Origin of the sequence: Halorubellus litoreus, assembly GCF_037081675.1 — an archaeon.
GTDB classification, from domain to species: Archaea; Halobacteriota; Halobacteria; order Halobacteriales; family Natrialbaceae; genus Halorubellus; species Halorubellus litoreus.
Window position 1 is genome coordinate 1,458,955 of sequence record NZ_JAZAQL010000001.1, and the last position, 17,536, is coordinate 1,476,490.

Annotated in this window: 19 protein-coding genes; 6 read left to right on the top strand and 13 right to left on the bottom strand. The window is 69.6% G+C overall.

What is annotated here, in order from left to right; translation table 11 throughout:
- Nucleotides 1–67: 67 nt before the first annotated feature.
- Complete coding sequence (gene thrC, locus VYJ16_RS07265; RefSeq protein ID WP_336349618.1) at nt 68–1,330, bottom strand: threonine synthase; 1,263 nt, start codon at nt 1,328–1,330, stop codon at nt 68–70.
- A gap of 166 nt (nt 1,331–1,496) precedes the next feature.
- Between thrC and VYJ16_RS07270 the strand changes: the two genes are divergently transcribed.
- Nucleotides 1,497–2,735: an outer membrane protein assembly factor BamB family protein gene (locus VYJ16_RS07270; protein WP_336349619.1), complete on the top strand. Its 1,239-nt coding sequence runs from the start codon at nt 1,497–1,499 to the stop codon at nt 2,733–2,735.
- 167 nt (nt 2,736–2,902) lie between these two features.
- On the opposite strand, the gene VYJ16_RS07275 is transcribed toward VYJ16_RS07270, so the two are convergent.
- On the bottom strand, nt 2,903–3,277 hold the full coding sequence (locus VYJ16_RS07275; RefSeq protein ID WP_336349620.1) for a helix-turn-helix domain-containing protein: 375 nt from the start codon (nt 3,275–3,277) through the stop codon (nt 2,903–2,905).
- A 134-nt stretch (nt 3,278–3,411) separates the two neighbouring features.
- A complete protein-coding gene (locus tag VYJ16_RS07280; RefSeq protein ID WP_336349621.1) occupies nt 3,412–3,666 on the bottom strand; it encodes a DUF8001 family protein in 255 nt (84 codons plus the stop codon).
- A 157-nt stretch (nt 3,667–3,823) separates the two neighbouring features.
- Between VYJ16_RS07280 and VYJ16_RS07285 the strand changes: the two genes are divergently transcribed.
- The 3 genes from VYJ16_RS07285 (at nt 3,824) to VYJ16_RS07295 (ending at nt 5,048) form a co-directional block, all read left to right on the top strand.
- On the top strand, nt 3,824–4,288 hold the full coding sequence (locus VYJ16_RS07285) for a histidine kinase (RefSeq protein ID WP_336349622.1): 465 nt from the start codon (nt 3,824–3,826) through the stop codon (nt 4,286–4,288).
- An 87-nt stretch (nt 4,289–4,375) separates the two neighbouring features.
- Nucleotides 4,376–4,846, top strand: coding sequence for a hypothetical protein (locus VYJ16_RS07290; protein WP_336349623.1), 471 nt, complete (start codon nt 4,376–4,378; stop codon nt 4,844–4,846).
- 46 nt (nt 4,847–4,892) lie between these two features.
- On the top strand, nt 4,893–5,048 hold the full coding sequence (locus VYJ16_RS07295; RefSeq protein WP_336349624.1) for a hypothetical protein: 156 nt from the start codon (nt 4,893–4,895) through the stop codon (nt 5,046–5,048).
- Between the two features lie 217 nt (nt 5,049–5,265).
- On the opposite strand, the gene VYJ16_RS07300 is transcribed toward VYJ16_RS07295, so the two are convergent.
- The 9 genes from VYJ16_RS07300 to VYJ16_RS07340 all read right to left on the bottom strand — a co-directional run bounded on the left by VYJ16_RS07300 (nt 5,266) and on the right by VYJ16_RS07340 (nt 14,972).
- Nucleotides 5,266–6,447, bottom strand: coding sequence for a Gfo/Idh/MocA family protein (locus VYJ16_RS07300; protein WP_336349625.1), 1,182 nt, complete (start codon nt 6,445–6,447; stop codon nt 5,266–5,268).
- A 2-nt stretch (nt 6,448–6,449) separates the two neighbouring features.
- A complete protein-coding gene (locus VYJ16_RS07305; protein WP_336349626.1) occupies nt 6,450–7,424 on the bottom strand; it encodes a sugar phosphate isomerase/epimerase family protein in 975 nt (324 codons plus the stop codon).
- Between the two features lie 64 nt (nt 7,425–7,488).
- Nucleotides 7,489–8,592, bottom strand: a complete 1,104-nt coding sequence (locus VYJ16_RS07310) for a Gfo/Idh/MocA family protein (RefSeq protein WP_336349627.1) — start codon at nt 8,590–8,592, stop codon at nt 7,489–7,491.
- Between the two features lie 170 nt (nt 8,593–8,762).
- Entirely contained in the window at nt 8,763–8,963 is a 201-nt protein-coding gene (locus tag VYJ16_RS07315; protein WP_336349628.1) for a DUF8005 family protein, read from the bottom strand.
- 2 nt (nt 8,964–8,965) lie between these two features.
- On the bottom strand, nt 8,966–10,144 hold the full coding sequence (locus VYJ16_RS07320) for an ABC transporter ATP-binding protein (protein ID WP_336349629.1): 1,179 nt from the start codon (nt 10,142–10,144) through the stop codon (nt 8,966–8,968).
- Between the two features lie 2 nt (nt 10,145–10,146).
- Nucleotides 10,147–11,160, bottom strand: coding sequence for a carbohydrate ABC transporter permease (locus VYJ16_RS07325; RefSeq protein ID WP_336349630.1), 1,014 nt, complete (start codon nt 11,158–11,160; stop codon nt 10,147–10,149).
- A complete protein-coding gene (locus VYJ16_RS07330; RefSeq protein WP_379762025.1) occupies nt 11,157–12,089 on the bottom strand; it encodes a carbohydrate ABC transporter permease in 933 nt (310 codons plus the stop codon). Before VYJ16_RS07330 ends, VYJ16_RS07325 begins: the two co-directional genes overlap by 4 nt.
- A 91-nt stretch (nt 12,090–12,180) precedes the next feature.
- On the bottom strand, nt 12,181–13,629 hold the full coding sequence (locus VYJ16_RS07335; RefSeq protein ID WP_379762027.1) for an extracellular solute-binding protein: 1,449 nt from the start codon (nt 13,627–13,629) through the stop codon (nt 12,181–12,183).
- Between the two features lie 266 nt (nt 13,630–13,895).
- Nucleotides 13,896–14,972 carry a TrmB family transcriptional regulator gene (locus VYJ16_RS07340; RefSeq protein WP_336349633.1) on the bottom strand — a complete coding sequence of 359 codons (1,077 nt, stop codon included), beginning with the start codon at nt 14,970–14,972 and terminating at the stop codon, nt 13,896–13,898.
- A 131-nt stretch (nt 14,973–15,103) separates the two neighbouring features.
- Between VYJ16_RS07340 and VYJ16_RS07345 the strand changes: the two genes are divergently transcribed.
- Both VYJ16_RS07345 and VYJ16_RS07350 read left to right on the top strand, forming a co-directional pair.
- Nucleotides 15,104–15,970, top strand: coding sequence for a DUF8054 domain-containing protein (locus tag VYJ16_RS07345; RefSeq protein WP_336349634.1), 867 nt, complete (start codon nt 15,104–15,106; stop codon nt 15,968–15,970).
- Nucleotides 15,971–16,091: 121 nt separating this feature from the next.
- Nucleotides 16,092–16,571, top strand: coding sequence for a hypothetical protein (locus VYJ16_RS07350; RefSeq protein ID WP_336349635.1), 480 nt, complete (start codon nt 16,092–16,094; stop codon nt 16,569–16,571).
- 12 nt (nt 16,572–16,583) lie between these two features.
- On the opposite strand, the gene argF is transcribed toward VYJ16_RS07350, so the two are convergent.
- Nucleotides 16,584–17,522, bottom strand: a complete 939-nt coding sequence (gene argF, locus VYJ16_RS07355) for an ornithine carbamoyltransferase (protein ID WP_336349636.1) — start codon at nt 17,520–17,522, stop codon at nt 16,584–16,586.
- Between the last annotated feature and the right edge of the window lie 14 nt (nt 17,523–17,536).

The following is a 17,536-nucleotide window of genomic DNA, read 5'->3' on the forward strand; positions in this document are numbered from 1 at the left end:
GCTCGGTCAGTCCGCGTCCGCGAACACACCGCAGGAAACGGCCGCCTGGAGGCGGCCGTACGCTCGGTCAGTCCGCGAGATGCTCTCGAACACCCTCGGTCGTCCCCGGCACCGACTCGGGCTCAGCACCCGCGGCCGCGGCCGCGTCGGGGTCCTTCAGGAGGTGCCCGGTCGTCAGGAGCGCGACGCGCTCGCCGGCCTCGATGACGCCCTCGTCGCGGAGCTTGCGCGCCCCCGCGAGCGACGCGGCGCTCGCCGGCTCGACGCCGACGCCCTCGCCGGCGAGGTCGCGCTGCGCTCGCGTGATCTCGTCGTCGCTCACGGCGACCGCCGTCCCGCCCGTCTCGCGGATACCCGGGAGTGCCTTCGGCGCGTTCACCGGATTCCCGATACGGATGGCGGTCGCGCGCGTCTCCACGTCGTCCCAGCGCCGCACCTCGTCGTTCCCCTCCTGGACGGCTTCGACCATCGGCGCCGCACCTTCCGCTTGCACGCCCGTCAGCGTCGGCACGTCGTCCTTCGCGAGCGCGCCCGACTGCACGAGTTCGCGGAAGCACTTGTACAACGCCGCCGTGTTCCCCGCGTTCCCAACGGGCAGGACGATCCGGTCCGGGAACGCCCCGTAGTCGTCCACGAACCGCTCCAGTATCTCCAGTCCAATCGTCTTCTGGCCCTCGAGCCTGAACGGGTTCAGCGAGTTCAGGAGGTACGCGTCGCCGCTCTCCGCGAGGTCCTGGACGATGTCCAGGCACGTGTCGAAGTTCCCGTCCACCTCGAGGATGCGCGCGCCGTGGAGGCTCGCCTGCGCGACCTTCCCCGCCGCGACCTTCCCCGCCGGCAGCAGGACGAGCGTCTCCATGTTCGCGCGAGCGCCGTACGCCGACAGCGCCGCGCTCGTGTTCCCCGTGCTCGCGCACGCCAGCCGGCCGACGCCGAGCTCCTGGGCGACGCGAACCCCGACCGTCATCCCGCGGTCCTTGAACGCGCCCGTCGGGTTCATCCCCTCGTGTTTGACGCGCAACGCCTCCACGCCGAGTTCGTCCTCGAGGTCCGGGACGCGATGCAGCGGCGTGTCGCCCTCCGGGAGCGTCACGCCCACATCGAACGGGAGCGCCGCCGAGTACCGCCACACGCCGCGGCCCTCGAAGTCCTCGAACGTCGGCAAGTCGGCGTACCTTGCTTCGAGCAAGCACCCGCAGTCGCACGTGTACCGCACCTCGTCGAACGGCGCGTACGCGTCACCGCACTCGATGCACGCGAGCCACACGCCGTTGTCGTTCGCGACCGCTGGCGCCTCCGGCGCTGGCGCGTCCAGTGAAAGGGAATCCATTGTCGAGGTGAAAGCCCCGCGCGTCCAAAAGTCCGCGGGGTACACCCAGACGTTGCCGCGCCCACTCGCCGTCGAACGACCGCGCCGCGAACCGCTCGCAGCGGACCCGACGACCACCTGAGCCCGTCGCACAAGATACTTGCCGACGATGGCCCGACCGACGCCCATGCAGCCCTCCACTGCCCGTAGCGAGCGCGACGACCGAGGTCGCTCGCGTCGCGCCGTCCTCGCCGCCGCCGGAACAGGGCTCGCCGCCTCGCTCGCCGGCTGTAGCGTCCTCGAATCCGACGGCGACACCGAGTCGTTCCACGCCGGCGACTGGCACTCGCTCGGGAACGCGCCCGGGAACCAGAACCGCGTCGCGGGCGGCGCTCCGGAACCCACCGACCACGAGGTGCTCGCGTCCGCGGACTTCCCGTACGTATCACCGGTCGTGCACGACGAGCAAGCGTACTTCGCGACCGAGGGCCGCGTCGTCGCCGTCGGCGTGAACGGCGTCGTCGGCTGGCGACGGTCGCTCCCCGACCGCCACGCCGTCTCCGGCGCGCCCGCGATCGACCCCGACAGCCGCCGCCTCTACGTCCCGTTCCGCGAGGTCCCGCGGAGCGACGGCCCGGACCCGGCGCCCGCGTACGTCGGTGCGTACGACCTCGGTACGGGCTTCGAGCAGTGGCGCGCTCGCGTCGGCGACGACCGCGCGTACGGCGTCACCGTCCACGACGACGACGCCTACGTCCGGAGCGCCACCGCGTGCGTCAAACTCGCGCCCGACGGCAGCGAACGCTGGCGGACGCCGCTCGACCCGCTTGCGTACGACGAGTACAACCTCTCGGGCACGTTCGCCACGCAGGTCGCACCGGCCGTCGAGCACACCGGCGTGTACGTTCCCGACCGGCACGGACTCGTCAAACTCGAACCCGGGACGGGCAGCATCCGCTGGCGCGTCCGCGCGAACGCCCCCTACGCCGCCCCCGTCCTCGACGACGGCGGCGTCGTCCAGACCGGCTGGCAGGGCGTCGTCGCCGTCGACCGCTTCGGCGACGTCCGCTGGCGACGCGACCTCCAGTCGCTCGCCGCCGCCGCCACCGACGACACCGACGTCTACGTCGCCACGACCGACCTCCACGAACTCGACGGCACCACCGGCGAGACCAACTGGTCGACGCGCCTCTCCAGCGAGACCGCGACCGCTGCACCACTCGTCACCGACGACTCGGTCGTCGTCGACGACGACCACCCGATCGCGCTCCGCCGCGACGCCAGCGGCCTCCTCGCACCCGACCGCGAACGCTGGTCGTACACCCAACCACACACCTCGACGTACGCCTCACCCGTCATCGCCGCCGACCGCCTCCTCGCCGTCGGCCCCGCCGGCCTCCACGCCTTCGAACCAGCCGCCGAGTGACCGAACCGTCACCTCGCGCGGCGAAAGCGCAGGAGAAACAGCCGCCTGGGGGCGAGCGTATGCTGGGTGAGGGAGTAGTGGAAACGGCCGCCTGGGGGCGAGCGTATGCTGGGTGAGGAGGTAGGAGAAACGGCGACCTGGCGGTCGCCGTATGCTGGGTGAGGCAGTCAGTTCCCGTCGAAGTCGTCGATCACGCCGTGGACGGTCTCGGTCCACTCGTCGAGCGCGTCGTGGAGGAGCTGTTTCGCTTCGGGGAGGTCGGTCGCGGTGTACTGGTAGACGTAGCCGCCGGCGTCGAGCAGCCGCCGGTTGCGGTCCGCGAGCCCGTTCTCCAGCAGCGTCGAGAGCGACCGGTTGACGTTCGAGCGGTCGCGCTCCATCTCGCCGGCGAGTTCCTCGACGGTGCTCCCGGGGTTGTGGAGGAGCGCGACGTACGTCCGGACCTCGTGGTCCTGGATGCCGAACACGCAACTCAGGACGTTCTGGAACGACGGGTCCGGTTGCTCCAGGAGGTCGCCGAGGTCCGGTGACTGGTCTGTCATACCACGTATTCCGTCGCCGTCGGTCAAAAACGTACCTCCGGCGTGCGCCGACGCCGGGCGAGGAGTCGCGCCCTCGCCAGCGCCCGGCGTCGACGAAGGGGTTCCGCGACGCGCGCCGCCAATCCTCGACGTCGTCAGTCCTCGGCGTCGGCGGCGGCGTCGCGCGCGTACCCCTGGTTGTCGATGCACTCGCGCATCTCGTCCTCGGTCCCGTGCTTGTGGAGCGTCGTCGGGGTGTCGCAGTAGAACGTCGTGCCGTCGTGGCGGAGCGTCACCTCGTGCTCGCTCCCGAGGAGCTCGGTGACGATGACGACGCGGCGCCCGTCCGCGAGCGCACGCAGTATCTCGTCGGCGTCGAGTTCACCGGCGTTCGCGCGGAGGGGGTCCATCGTCTACGTGTGCGTGCGCCCCCCGTATCGGCGTTTCGGAAGCGTACCGGCGGTCGACCACCGCCCTCGGCGTTCACTTAGCTCTTGCGTGGCGGTGCAGCGCGCGCACAGCGCCGAGATAGCGTCTTTCCGTCCGCCATCGTCGCTCCGAGTGCACATGGCAGAGACTGTCACGTCGACGGATTCGAGTACAGGCTTCGACCTCGCGGACTGGCAGGCGGGGACGCTCGCCGGCGTCGTCGCCGGCGTCGTCATGGGCGTCATGCTTTCGACGCAGATGACACCCGTCATCGAGGCGGCGATACCGGCGATGTACGGCCTCTCCGGCGGGCTCGCCGGCTGGGTGGTGCACGTCTCCCACGGCGCCGTCCTCGGGGTCGCGTTCGCGGCGGTCCTCGACGCCGCCGGTGCGACGACGTGGTCGACGGCGAGGACGGCCGCCGCGGGCGTCGCGTTCGGCGTCGTCCTCTGGGTCGTCCTCGCGGTCCTCGTGATGCCCGTGTGGCTCCAGACCGTCGGGTTCGCGGGCGCGCCCGCCGTCCCGAACGTCTCCCCGAAGAGCCTCGTCGGGCACGTCGTCTACGGCGTCGTGCTCGGCGGTGCGTTCGGCGTCCTCGACTGACGGCGTCCGCGGGGCCGACGCGAGGTGGCGCCTGCTGGTCGCACCGGCGTGCAAACGCCTTTCTGCGTTCACGTCACACGTCACTCTATGGGAGAGACTGTCTCGCAGGCCCGGGCGCGCACCGATCGCGAACTGGCGACCTGGCAGGCCGGCGTCGTGGCCGGCGTCCTCGGCGGCGTGGTGATGGCCGTCCTCTACTCGGTGTTCCAGCCGTCGTTCCTCACGGCGTCGGTCCCCGGCATCTACGGGCTCGACGGCGCCAGCGGGCTCGTCGGCTGGACGCTCCACGTGTCGCACGCGGCGGTGCTCGGCGTCGCGTTCGTCGCCGGGTTCGAGGGGCTCGCCGACGAGGAGTGGGCGACGGTGACGACGACGGTCGCGAGCGTCGCCTTCGCCATCCTCGTCTGGGGGTCCGTCGTCCTCCTCCTCGACCCGCTCTGGGGCGGCGCGGCGGACGGGGGGACGGGGTCGTCGCTGCTGGACGTCTCGCTCGTGGGCGCGGCCGCGCACCTCGCGTACGGCGTCGTCGTCGGCCCGGTCGTCGTCGCGCTGCGCTGACGCCGCGGTCGCCAGCGTCGCCGTCTACGCCGCCGGCCTCTGGCCCGTGAACATCGGCTTCGTCTGGCCGGTCTGGCTGAACAACGTCGGTCTCACCGCAGACATCCCGCTCCCGAACGTCGCCGTGATGCCGCTCGTCGGCTACCTCATCTGGGGCGCGCTCCTCGGCGGCGTCTTCTACGCGGTCGTGCGCGCTCGCTGACCGCTCGCGCTCGGTGGAGAGCGGTGCGATCAGTTAGACGACAAGAGAGCGGTGCGGTCACCGAGGTGACGTCGGTGACCGCGTTCACAGAGACCGCGTGCGTGCCGCCCCGGGTGGCAGTCGGGGTCGGTGGCAGGTGGCGTGACAGGCATCCCTCGTGGCCGTCCGGGTCACGCGTGGACGAACCAGTCATCGGGATGCCCGCCCGTCGCCGGAGCTACTCGCCGACGCGAACCCACTCGCCGCGCTCGTCGCTCGCCGCTATCGCGTCCAGCACGCGCTGGACGTCGTACGCGTCGGCGAACGACGGCGCGTCCGTCTCGACGCGTTCGCCGCGTTCGCTGGCGGCGACCTGCGAGAGGACGGCGGCGTTCTCGTGGACGAACGTGTGCTCCCAGCCGAGGACGTGCCCGGGCGGCCACCACGCGTCGCCGTACGGGTCGTCCTCGTCCGTGACGAGCACCGTCTCGTACCCGCGCGAATCGCCCGTGTGGACCTCGAGTTCGTTCAATCGCTCCAGGGAGAACCGGAGGCTCCCGTCGGTCCCGTGCACCGCGATGGCGTGGTCGTTCTTGTGGCCGGCCGTCATCCGCGACGCCTCGAACGTCCCCATCGCGCCCGACGCGTACTCGACCTGCGCGCTGTACGCGTCGTCCACCGTCACGGGCTTCGTCTCCTCGCCATCCGCGTCGTCGCCGCGGGCCTCGCCGTCGCCGTCAGCGTCCTCGACTGGCCGCTCGTCGACGAACGTCCGCAGGTGGCCGCTGACGCGCTCGACGTCGCCGACGCGGTCGCCGACGAGGAAGTTCGCGAGGTCGACGGTGTGCGCGCCGAGGTCGCCGAGCGCGCCGCTTCCGGCGAGCTCGGCGTCGTTCCGCCAGCTCCAGGGGGCGTCGTCGTCGACGAGCCAGTCTTGGAGGTACGACCCGCGAACCTGCCGTATCTCGCCGAGTTCGCCGTCGGCGATCAGGTCGCGGGCGTACTGGATGGCGGGCACGAACCGGTAGTTGAACGCACACGCCGCGACCGCGTCGCTTCCGGCGGCGGCGTCGCGCATCCGTTCCGCGCCGTCGAGCGTCGGCGCGAGCGGCTTCTCGCAGAGCACGTGCGTTCCGGCCTCGAGTGCCGCGACCGTGGGGTCGACGTGCAGGAAGTTCGGCCCGAGGTTGTAGAACACGTCGACGTCGTCGACGACGTCGCGCCAGTCCGTCGCGTACCGCTCGAAGCCGAGGCGTTCGGTGGCGTCCGCGAGCGCGTCCTCGTCGGTGCCGACGAGGACGTCGCGCTCGACCGCGGGGGCGTCCGGGAAGAACATCGGGAGCCGAGCGAGCGCGTTCGCGTGCGCCTTCCCCATGAACCGATACCCGAGGAAACCGACGCGGAGCGGGTCGTCGCTCATCGTCACTCACCGCCCGCCCAGTAGGCGTCGCCGGGTTCGGTCTCGAACACCGCGCGCCGGAGGACGTCCACGCCCTTCTCCAGGCCCTCGCGGCTGCTCGTCAGCGCGTCCTCGTGCTCGATGCTGAGCGCGCCCTCGTACCCCGCCATGCGGAGCGCGGAGACGACGTCCTTCCAGTGAGCCTCGTCGTGCCCGTACCCGATGGAGCGGAACAGCCACGACCGATCGCTCGTGTCCGCGTACGAGGTGGTGTCGAGCACGCCCTTCCGGCGTGCGTGCTCGTCGTACACCTTCGTGTCCTTCGCGTGGACGTGATGGATGGCGTCCTCGCGACCGAGGACGCGGATAGCGTGCGTGACGTCGATACCCTGCCAGTAGAGGTGGCTCGGGTCGAGGTTCGCGCCGATCCGGTCGTTCGTCGCCTCGCGGAGCCGAAGGAGGCCGTCGGGCTCGTAGACGAGCATGTTCGGATGCATCTCGATGGCGACGTCGACGCCGTGCTCGTCGGCGTGCGCCGCCAGGTCCCGCCAGTAGTCGACCGCGAGCTCCCACTGATAATCGAGCGCCTCGGCGTGCTCTTCGGGCCACGGCGCCGTGATCCAGTTCGGGACCGACCCGTCCGGACTCCCCGCCGGCAGCCCCGAGAAGCACGTCACCGTGCCGACGTCGAGCTGAGCGGCGAGCCGGACGGCCTCGCGGAGTTCGCGGTCAGCGCGGTCCGCGCGCTCGCCGTCGGGATGCAGCGGGTTGTTGTGCGTCGCGAGCGCGCTCGCACGGAGGTCGTGCGCGTCGAGCGCCTCCTGGAGCGCCGCCTGCGCGGCCTCGTCGTCGAGCACGGCCTCGCGGTCGAGGTGGTCCTGGCCGGGGAACCCCCCGCAGCCGAGTTCGACCGCGTCCACGCCGATGCCCGCGAGGTAGTCGAGCGCGTCGTCGAGTGATTCCTGTCCGAGCGGAACGGTGAGTACGCCGATGTCCATGTGTGTCTGTGAATCTCGTGTAGCTGCTTTCGTGTTCGGATGCCGGTGCGTCCCGTCGCTCTCGTCAGTCGTCGGCCTCGACCGCGAACTCGTCGGTCATGTCGACCGCGGCCCCCGAGTCAGCGGCCTCGTAGATCGCGGCCATGACGCGCTGGACCGCGAGCGCCTCGTCGACCGTGTTCGTGCCCGGCGGGTCGCCCGCGGCGACCGCCTCCACGAACCGCCGGCCTTCGGTGCGATGCGCGGGCTCGCCGTCCGTGCGGACGCTCGTGTCCGCGAACTGCGGGCCGCCGACGTCCTCGACCTCGTAGATCTCGAGGGACTCCGCCTTGCGGTCGAGTTCCGCGCCAGCGTCCGTCCCCTGGAGGACGTAACTCGTCTCCGGCGGGCGGTTCGCGGCCCACGACGTCTCCAGCGCTATCGTCTCTCCACCGGCGCATCGGATGAGCGCGTGCGCGGAGTCGTCGACGGTGAACTCGCCGTCGCCGTCCTCGCCCCACATCTCGAGGTACGTGTACTCCTCGCGGCCGCCGAACGTCGAGCGCGTCGTCCCCGCGACCTCCACGACCTCCGGGAAGTCCATGAGGTACAGCGCCAGGTCGATCGCGTGCGCGCCGATGTCGATGAGCGCGCCACCGCCGGCCGCGTCCGCGTCCGTGAACCACGACCCACGCCCCGGGACGCCCCGGCGCCGGATGTAGTTCGCGTCCACGTGATAGACGTCCCCGAACCGTCCCTCGTCGAGGTGGGCTTTCAGCGTCCGCACTTCGGGTGCGAACCGGTTGTGGAATCCGACCATGCAGAACCCGTCCGCGGCGCGCGCAGTGGCCGCGATCCGCTCCGCGCTCTCGACCGTGTGCGCGAGCGGCTTCTCGACGAGCACGTCCAGGCCCGCGTCGAGCGCGCTCACGACGTACTCCTCGTGGAAGCAGTTCGGGGTCGTCACCACGACCGCGTCCACGTGCTCGTAGAGCGCGTCCGCCTCCGCGAACGTCTGCACGCCGTAGGTCTCCCCGAACGACGCACGCGCCTCTGTCGCGATGTCCATGCCTCCCGCGAGCGCTACCGGGACGCCTTCGTCCCGAAGCGCCGCGAACTGGTCGGCGTGATGGCGAGCGATGCCACCCAGTCCTACGATTCCGATACGTACCGTTTCTCCTTCGTGCATCGTGTGTTGGTGTCTCCGTCGTGTACCGCGTGTCGTCTGCGTCGCGTACCGCGTGTCGTCTGCGTCGCGTACCGCGTGACGCGTCGTCGAACCGGTCGATTCCGCCGTCGAACCGGTCGATTCCGCCGTCCATCCGCCGGGTTCGTTCCGGGTGGCGGCGCCCGGCGTCGTTACAGCAGTTGCTCCTCGCGCTCCTCTCGCTCTCGCTCCCGTTCGGCGCGCTCGCGCTGCCGACGACGGCCTCGAACGTACCGCCGGATCCCCGGCACGAGCTTGTTCTTCACGTCCAGGACGAACGACGCGATGCCGTACGCCCAGAAGAAGAACAGGAGCGTGCCGAGCGCGAAGTACGTCTCGACGCTGAGCGGCATCGCTAGTCACCTCCCGCCGCGCCCGACTCCGGGCCGGTCGTCGTCGCCTGATACTGCCCGGAGAGCGAGTGCACGATGGCGTCACCGCTCGACGTCTCGAACAGGTGGAGTTTCTCCCGGTCGAGGACGACCGACTGCCGCTCGTCCTCCGCGATGGCCGCGTCCGGGTCGACGCTCATCAACAACTGGTTGCGCGGGTCGTCGTCCATCCCGCCCGACGTCGCCTCGAACTGGAGGTACGCGAATATCTCGTTCCCCATCGGCTCCAGGACGTCCGTGAACGTCTCGAACTGCCCGCTCGGGTCCGTCGCATCCGCCGCGTTCGCCGCCGGATACACGTCCTCCGGCCGCACGCCGAGCGTCACCTGGTCGCCCGGGGAGACGCCGACGGACGCCGGGTCGAACGAGACCGACAGGTGCTCGCCCCGGAACCCGCTCTCGGTGACCTCGCCCGCCACGAGGTTCATCGACGGCGACCCGATGAACCCCGCGACGAACAGGTTCGCCGGTTCGTTGTAACACACGAGCGGCGGGTCGATCTGCTGGAGCTGCCCGTCGTTGATGACCGCGATCCGGTCGCTCATCGTCATCGCCTCCGCCTGGTCGTGGGTCACGTAGATGATGGTGGTATCCAGTTCCTTGTGGAGGCGTTGCAGTTCCGTCCGCATGTGGACGCGGAGCTTCGCGTCCAGGTTCGCGAGCGGCTCGTCCATCAGGAACACCGCCGGATTCCGGACGATAGCGCGCGCGATAGCGACCCGCTGGCGCTGCCCGCCACTCATCTCGTCGGGCTGCCGGTCGAGCATCCCCTCCAGCTGGACGATCTCGGTCGCGCGCTCCACGCGCTCGCGGATCTCCTCGTCGTCGTAGTCCCGGAGCCGGAGCCCGAAGCTGATGTTGTCGTACACGTCCATGTGCGGGAACAGCGCGATGTTCTGGAACACCATCGCGACCCCGCGGTCCTTCGGCGGGAACCTCGTCACGTCCGTGTCCCCGATGGTGACCGTCCCCTCGCTCGGGGTGGTCAATCCCGCTATCATCTCCATCGTGGTCGACTTCCCGCAGCCGCTCGGGCCGACGAACGTGACGAACTCGCCGTCGCGGATGTCGAGGTTCATGTCGTCGACCGCCACGATGTCGCTGTACCGCTTCGTGATGCCGTCTAGTTGAACTCGTGCCATGGTTACTCCTTGAGTGCTCCCGCGGTGAGGCCGCTGACTATCTTCTCCTGGGCGATCACGACGAGTATCGTGACCGGCAGGACCGCGACGATGCTCGCCGCCGCCATCGCGTTGAACGTCGTCTGGAACTGGCCGGCGTTCCGGAACAGCAGGATGCCGTTCAGGACGGGCGCCCAGTCGCTCGGCCGCCCGCTCGTCATCAACGAGGAGAAGAAGAACTCGTTGTACACCGAGATGAACGTCAGGACGCCCGCGGTCGCGACGCCCGGCGCGGACAGCGGGATGATGACGCGGAACAGCGCGCCGAGGCGCGTCGTCCCCTCGATGCGCGCCGCGTCCTCCAAGCCGTCCGGTATCTGACTGTAGAACGTCGTCAGGATGAATATCGACAGCGGCATGAACAGCGCGCTGAACGGCAGCAGCATCGACCCGGGCGTGTTGTACAGCTGCGGGCTCGATATCGTGAACCCGAGCAGGTCGACGCCGACGTTCCCGTTGAACAGGTCCCATAGCGGTAGGAAGAACGCCGCCGGCGGGAAGTACGAGATGGCGAGCACGAGCAGCATCAGGGGTCGTCGACCCCTGAACTCGAGGCGGCCGAACACGTAGCCGGCGAGGCTCGCGAGCAGGAGGACGACCATCGTCGTCGCGGTCGCGAGCACGAGGCTGTTCAGCATGTACCGGAGGAAGTCCACCTGCTCGAAGATGATGACGAACGTCTCCGTGTTGAAGCCGTTCGGGAGCAGGCCGATCTCGGGGAGCGTCCCGCTCGGGCCGGTCGGCGTGAGCGCGAGGATCGCCAGCCAGTAGAACGGGAACAGCGTCGTCCCGACGAAGAAGATGGTGACGACGTAGAACAGCGCCCGGTAGGCGCGCTCGGGGTTCTTGATGGAGCGGTCCACCCACCGCTGGAACGGGCCGCGGTTCAGTTCGGCGTCCCCGTCGAACACGTCGTTCGGGTCGCGACCGGGGTCGCCGTCCGGGACGTCCGTCGGCGTGGGAGTGTCCTGAGTCATGCCATCTCCTCGCGTGCGTACCCGACGATGTACACGCTCACGAACACGCCGATGATGGCGGCGGTCACGAACGCGATGGTCGCCGAGGTCGCGAACAGGTTGTTGTCGAACGACCGGATGACGAGACACGACAGCGACGGCACGGTCTCGCAGCCGGAGACGGTCTCGATGACGCCGTACACGCGCATCGCTTGGATGGTGCGGAACAGCATCGCGACGAACACGGTCGGGAGCACCATCGGGAGCGTGATGTACTTGAACCGCTGCCAGGGCGACGCGCCCGAGACCCTCGCGACGTCGTAGAGGTTCCGGTCGATGCTCTGCAGGCCGGCGAGGATGAGCAGCGCCATGAACGCGGTCGTCTTCCAGATGTCGGCGACGATGATGATGATAGTCGAGTCGATGGTGCTCGAGAACGGCGCGAGCCCGAACGGCCCGAGCGTCTGCAGTATCGTCTGGTTGCCTTCGCCACCGATGAGGAACCCGGTGCCGGGCTGGAACATCAGGAAGAAGATCATCCCCTGGACGACGATGGGGACCGCCCACGGGATGATGATGGCGAGGCGCGCCCAGCGTCGCCCGAAGAAGTCCTGGTTGAGGACGAGCGCTTGCGCGAACCCGAAGATGGTCTCGAAGAACACGCTCGCGACCGTGAAGATGAGCGTCACCGTCAGCGCGCTGTTGAAGAACGCCTCGACGGTGAGCGCCGTCGGGACGAAGTCCGCTGGCAGGAGCGCGTTCTTCTGGCCGGTCAGGAGCGCGACGTAGTTCTCGACGCCGACGAACCCGCCGAGGCGCCCGGCGAGGTTGTCCGCGAACAGCGACATCCGGAACGTCGACAGGAGCGGCCAGAGCGCGATCGCGGCGAGCAACGCGAGCGCTGGCGTCAGCAGGAGGTACGCGAACTGCGCTTCGCTGAGGTTCTCCATCCAGCGAACCACGGCCGCGTACGGGCCGCTGCTCGTGCGTTCGGCGAGCGCGCCCGGTTGCGTCTCTTGGTCGGTAGCCATCGTCGGCTGGTCAGGCGGACTCCTCTATCTGTTCGAGCGAGGCCTTGAGGTCCTCCATTGCCTTCGACGGTGACTTGCTCTGCTGGAGCGTGGCGTTGACCTCCTTGGATATCTGCGTGGACTGCTGGCTCCAGACGCGCGTCACCGGGCGCGGGATGGCGTTCTCTCCGGCTAGCTTCAGGGTGTCGACGTAGCGGCCGATGACGTCGAGCTCTTGGGCCTTGCTGCTCGCGAGGCGGTCCGGGACGGGTGGAATCCAGCCGCCGATCTCGAACAGCGAGAGCTGCGCTTGTTCGGTCTGCAGGGTCTTGAGGACCTGGAGCGCGGCGCGCAGGCGGTCGTCGGCGGCGTTCGGGTTGAGCGCGAGGTGCCAGCCGCCGAGCGCGGCGACGGGCCCGCCGGTGCCGTCGTACTTCGCGTCGCTCGCGGGGACGCCCTCGGGGATGGGCATCACGCCGAGGTCCTCGCCGAACGCGTCCTCGGCACCGTTGATGACGATGGAGTACGGCCAGTTCCGATGCATGACGGCCTTCCCCTTCGTGAACGGTTCGCGGGACGGCTCTTCGGTCATCTGGAGGACCTGCTTGGGTGCGATGTTCCCGGTGATGCCGTCCATCGAGTGCTCGTCGTCGCTCCCGTAGATGAACGTCCGGAGCAGCTTCAGGGAGTCGATGACGGGCTGTTCCTCGACGGTGATGGGGCGGTCGCCGACGGGCCCGAAGAGGTTGTCGTGGTCGCCGAAGTACGCGCCGCCGTACGAGCTCATGAACTCGTTGAAGTCACAGCACGACAGGCCCTCGTAGGCCTTCGCCTGGAACGTGAACCCCATCTCGGCGTCGGTCGTCTCGAGCGCGTCCTTGGTGACCTTCGAGAACCGCTCCCAGTTCATCGCGTTGGTCGCCCAGTCCTCGCCGTCCGGGTCGTAGCCGGCTTCCTCGACGAGGTCCTTGCGGTACTGGATGGTCGGGAAGTCTGCGAACAGCGGCTGAGCGTAGAGGTCGCCGTTCATCGTCGCGGTGGAGACGCTCGCGTCGAAGAAGTCGTTCTTGACGGTGTCGACCATCGACCCCGGAAGGGCGTCGCTGAGGTTCATGATCTGGCCGCGGACGATGAACGGTATCGTCCAGCCGTTGTCCATCATGATGATGGTCGGCTTCTCCTGCCCGGCCGAGAGGACGTTCTTGTACTTCGCTTGCCGGTCGCCGGTGGTGAACGACCCGGTGAGTATCTCCACGGAGATGTTCTCGGGGAGTCCTGCGGCGTGGAGTGCGTCGTTGATGTCGCCCTCGGCTTTCTTGAAGTTGGAGTCGCCGGCCCACTGGACGGTGACGTCCTCGCTCGGTGCTTCGGTGGGTATCGGTTCGTCGGTTCGCCCGGCGGTGCTCTCCGCGCTACCGCCGCTCTGGGAGATGCAGCCGGCGAGCGAGATGCCGGCGCCGGTGGCTGAGGCGACCGTCACGAACGAGCGCCGGGAGACGCTACGCGAGTTACCGTCGGTATCGTGTGAGCCATTCGCAGGCATATCACGGTTTTTCATGTGGGGATTAGATATAGATAACGAGGATACAACAGCTGTTGTAGTAAGATTGTGATACAGATCGGTGGCGTTCGTGTCAAGCAAGTATTGCGACGTGCGTGCCGTCATCGGTCGCCCAGTCCGGAAACGACGAAGAACTCGTGTCTCGTTCGTCAGATAGTGGACACCGGCACTCGACGCGGCCGCAGTCAGTCGACCGCGGTGACCGTGATACGCGTCGCCTCCAGGTCCTCCAGCATCGCGCCCTCCCCGCCGACCGTGAACGACCCCTCGTCGGTCGCGACCGTGAACGACGCCCGACCCGCGAGCTCCACGAGGCCCGTCGTCCGCGCGTCCCCACTCTCGTCGCCCTCGTAGTACACGTCACTGACCACGCCCTCGACCGCTCGCGCCTCGCCACCCGACACCGCGTTCCCCTCGACGTGCACCGACACCACCGCGTCGGCCTCCACGAGCGGCTCGACGTCCCGGATGAACTCGCGGACGTCCACGTACTCGATCGGCGGGTCGTCGTTGCGCGCGCTGTAGATCTCCTCGCAGATCTCCCAGAGACAGCCGACGTAGTACCAGTGGAACACGTACTCGTGCGTGCGGTCGTCGACGAGCACGCCGTACTCGTTGCGCGCCGCCTCGTGCGGCGCGAAGCACGCCTTCTGCCGGTCGACGAGCGCGACGAACGGCGACGGAATCGGGCGATGACGTGCCTCCGTACACGTCGACGCGAGCACGTCCGACGCCGGCAGTGGCGTCCGGTCGTCGTCCTCCGTGTACAGCGACAACTGGACGTACACGCCGCGGTCGACCGCGGCCGCGAGCGCGTCCTCGAGCTCCGCGAACTGCTCGGGGCTCGCCGACAACTGGATCTGGTTCTCGGCGTCCTCGATGAACAGTCGCGCGCGGTCGACGACGGTCTCGAACCGCTGAACGATGCTCGCCGCGTGCGCGTCCAGCTCGGGCTGCTCCCAGCGCTCCTCTATCTCCGCGGCCGCCGACGACAGCCGGTCGGCACGCGACTCGAGGTCCGCGAGCACCTCCGTCGGGTCGTGCGCGCGCACCCGAAGGCGGTCCTGCTCGTACGTCTCGACGTACCCGCGGTCCTCGAGGTCCCGGACGACGTCGTAGATGCGCGGGTCCGGGACGTCGCTCGCCGCGGTCAGCTCGCGCGCCGACGCGGTCCCGAGCTCCAGTATCGCGACGTACGCCCGGGACTGGTACGGCGACAGCCCGGCGTCCTGCAGGGTCTCGCGCAACTCCTCGGAATCCATGCCGCTCACTCGCACGGGAACGCGCAAGAACCTTCGGCTGGCCGCGCTCCACGCTGCCCGAGCGCTGACGCGGAGGCGGGCGCCGTGGCCGGCGACAGCCCTTTGTCGCGAGCCGCCGGAGTGTGTCGCGAATGACCACGTTCGACGCCCTCCGCGACGCTCGGTACACGGGCGAGGCCCGCTGTTGGCCGTGCACGGCGGTGAACGTCGTGGTCGTCGCGGCCGTCGTCCTGGCGCTCGCGCTCGTCGACCGGGTCGCGCTCGCGGCCGCGGTCGCGGTCGTCGGCGCGCTCGCCGTCTGGCTACGCGGGTACGTGGTCCCGTTCACGCCGCGGTTCGCGCCGCGGCTCGTCGCGGCCGTTCCCGGCGGCGAGCGCCTGTTCGACCACGGGAACGCACCGGGTCGCGACCGCGAGACCGCGGACGATGCACCCGCTGGGACGGCCGGCGACGCGAACCTCGCGCCGCGGGACGTCGACGCCGAGGCGACCCTCGGCGCGCTCGTCGACGCCGGCGTCGTCGTGCCCGCGGGCGAGGACCTCCAGTTGGACGACGCGTTCCGCGAGGCGTGGACCGTCCGCATCCGCGACCGCCGGGACGACCCCGTGGAGGCGGTCGCGAGCGACGTCGCCGACGCCCTCGCGGACGCGACCGTCAGCGTCGAGGACGAGGACGTCGGGCGCGGTCCGTACGTCGTCGTCTCCCGGGGCGACGGCCCGTCGCTCGGCGACGCCTGGCTCACGCGACCCGTCGCGGTCGCCGAACTCGCCGCCGTCGAGGCGCTCGCCGACCACGACCTCGACCGCGCGACGCGCGTCGCCGCCGCCGGTCCACTCCGACTGTTCCTCGACGAGTGCCCGGCGTGCGGCGGCGACGTCGTGGAGACCACGACCGTCGAGTGCTGCGGCGGCACCGCCGGCGCCGGCGCCAGCCCCGACCACGTCCTCGCGTGCAGCGACTGCGACAGCAGGCTGTTCACGCTCCCTGACCCCGAGTGACGGAGGCGCGGAGCGCTCCCCCTGCCGGCAGTCATCGCGTCCGCTCGTGCGGTCGTCGTGCCCGTGCGCGCTCGACGCATCGCCGACCCAACACTTTTGACGTGTAGGGTGAGCTACTGGTATGTCAACGCACACGACACCGGACGGCTCGACGCTCGAGTACGGACCAACCGCGGTCGCCGGCCGAACCGCCCTCGTCGGCGTCCTCGCCGGGCTCGCGTTCGGCGCACTCATCCAGTTCCAGCTCGGTCGGATGACCGCCATCGGCGCGATGTACACGCTCGGCGACCCCTCACTCACCGTCGGCTGGGTCGCACACCTCTTCCACGCGGCGCTCTTCGGCGCGTTCTTCGGCGTCCTCGTCGACACCGGCGTCCTCCGCGAGCACGCCACCGAACTCGCGCCGAGCGTCGCCCTCGGCGCGGCCTACGCGACCGCGCTCTGGCTCGTCAACGTCGGGCTCGTCTGGCCGCTCTGGCTGAACGCCGTCAGCTTCGGGACCGACCTCCCCGTGCCGAACGTCGCCGTCATGCCGCTCGTCGGCCACCTCGTCTGGGGCGTCCTGCTCGGCGCCGGCACCGCCGTCGCGCTCGCGCGCTGAGGAAAAACCGGTTCAGGAGAGGAGTTCGACGAGCAGCGCCTTCTGGACGTGCAGGCGGTTCTCGGCCTGCTGCCAGACGAGCGACCGCTCGCTCTCGATGGCGGCGTCGGTGACCTCCTCGCCGCGGTTCGCGGGCAGACAGTGCATGAACTTCGCGTCCGCGGCCTCGAGGACGTCCTCGGTGACGGTCCAGCCGTCGAAGGCCTCGCGCTTCTCGTCGGCCTCGCCCATGCTCACCCAGACGTCCGTCTCGACGACGTCCACGTCCGAGATCGCTGCCTCGAAGTCCGTCGTCACCGTCGGCGCGGAACCGACTGCGGCCGCACGCTCCAGGACCGAGTCCGGGAGCCCGTGGCCGTCCGGCGTCGCTATCGTGCAGTCGACGCCCGCCATCGCGCACGCGACCGCGAACGACGCGGCGACGTTGTTCCCGTCGCCGACCCACGCCACGGAGACGTCCGCGAGGTCGTCGAACGTCTGCTTCAGCGTCAGGACGTCCGCGAGCGCCTGGCACGGATGCGCGTCGTCCGTGAGCGCGTTCACCACCGGGACGTCCGCGTACGCCGCGATCGTCTCCAGGGACGCGTGGTCGAACGTCCGGATGGCGAGCGCGTCTGCGTACCCCGAGAGCGCTCGCGCCGTGTCCTTGAGGGGTTCGCCGTGCCCGAGGTGCGTCGCGTCCGGCCCGAGGAACACCGCGTGCCCGCCGAGCTGGGTCATCCCGGTCTCGAAGCTCATCCGCGTTCGCGTCGAGGGCTTCTCGAACAGCATCCCGAGCGTGTGCTCGGGGAGGTCCCGGTGGGGGTTCCCGGCGGCGAGCATGTGCTCGTAGTTCGCGGCCTCGTCGAGGACGTCGTGGAACGTCTCCACGCTGAGGTCGTCCACGTCGAGGACGTGGCGTGGTGGCTCTGGACTCGATCCGTTCGGCGCGTCTGGCGTCGGTGTACTCATGATAGTGTGGTCGT

Excerpts from the sequence above, each read along its gene's own strand:
- thrC (WP_336349618.1), bottom strand. The coding sequence starts at position 1,330 with ATGGATTCCCTTTCACTGGACGCGCCAGCGCCGGAGGCGCCAGCGGTC.
- VYJ16_RS07340 (WP_336349633.1), bottom strand. The coding sequence starts at position 14,972 with ATGGATTCCGAGGAGTTGCGCGAGACCCTGCAGGACGCCGGGCTGTCG.
- VYJ16_RS07315 (WP_336349628.1), bottom strand. The coding sequence starts at position 8,963 with ATGCCGCTCAGCGTCGAGACGTACTTCGCGCTCGGCACGCTCCTGTTC.
- VYJ16_RS07350 (WP_336349635.1), top strand. The coding sequence starts at position 16,092 with ATGTCAACGCACACGACACCGGACGGCTCGACGCTCGAGTACGGACCA.
- VYJ16_RS07305 (WP_336349626.1), bottom strand. The coding sequence starts at position 7,424 with ATGGACATCGGCGTACTCACCGTTCCGCTCGGACAGGAATCACTCGAC.
- VYJ16_RS07270 (WP_336349619.1), top strand. The coding sequence starts at position 1,497 with ATGCAGCCCTCCACTGCCCGTAGCGAGCGCGACGACCGAGGTCGCTCG.
- VYJ16_RS07285 (WP_336349622.1), top strand. The coding sequence starts at position 3,824 with ATGGCAGAGACTGTCACGTCGACGGATTCGAGTACAGGCTTCGACCTC.
- VYJ16_RS07280 (WP_336349621.1), bottom strand. The coding sequence starts at position 3,666 with ATGGACCCCCTCCGCGCGAACGCCGGTGAACTCGACGCCGACGAGATA.
- VYJ16_RS07330 (WP_379762025.1), bottom strand. The coding sequence starts at position 12,089 with ATGGAGAACCTCAGCGAAGCGCAGTTCGCGTACCTCCTGCTGACGCCA.
- VYJ16_RS07275 (WP_336349620.1), bottom strand. The coding sequence starts at position 3,277 with ATGACAGACCAGTCACCGGACCTCGGCGACCTCCTGGAGCAACCGGAC.
- argF (WP_336349636.1), bottom strand. The coding sequence starts at position 17,522 with ATGAGTACACCGACGCCAGACGCGCCGAACGGATCGAGTCCAGAGCCA.
- VYJ16_RS07345 (WP_336349634.1), top strand. The coding sequence starts at position 15,104 with ATGACCACGTTCGACGCCCTCCGCGACGCTCGGTACACGGGCGAGGCC.
- VYJ16_RS07320 (WP_336349629.1), bottom strand. The coding sequence starts at position 10,144 with ATGGCACGAGTTCAACTAGACGGCATCACGAAGCGGTACAGCGACATC.
- VYJ16_RS07325 (WP_336349630.1), bottom strand. The coding sequence starts at position 11,160 with ATGACTCAGGACACTCCCACGCCGACGGACGTCCCGGACGGCGACCCC.
- VYJ16_RS07290 (WP_336349623.1), top strand. The coding sequence starts at position 4,376 with ATGGGAGAGACTGTCTCGCAGGCCCGGGCGCGCACCGATCGCGAACTG.
- VYJ16_RS07310 (WP_336349627.1), bottom strand. The coding sequence starts at position 8,592 with ATGCACGAAGGAGAAACGGTACGTATCGGAATCGTAGGACTGGGTGGC.
- VYJ16_RS07300 (WP_336349625.1), bottom strand. The coding sequence starts at position 6,447 with ATGAGCGACGACCCGCTCCGCGTCGGTTTCCTCGGGTATCGGTTCATG.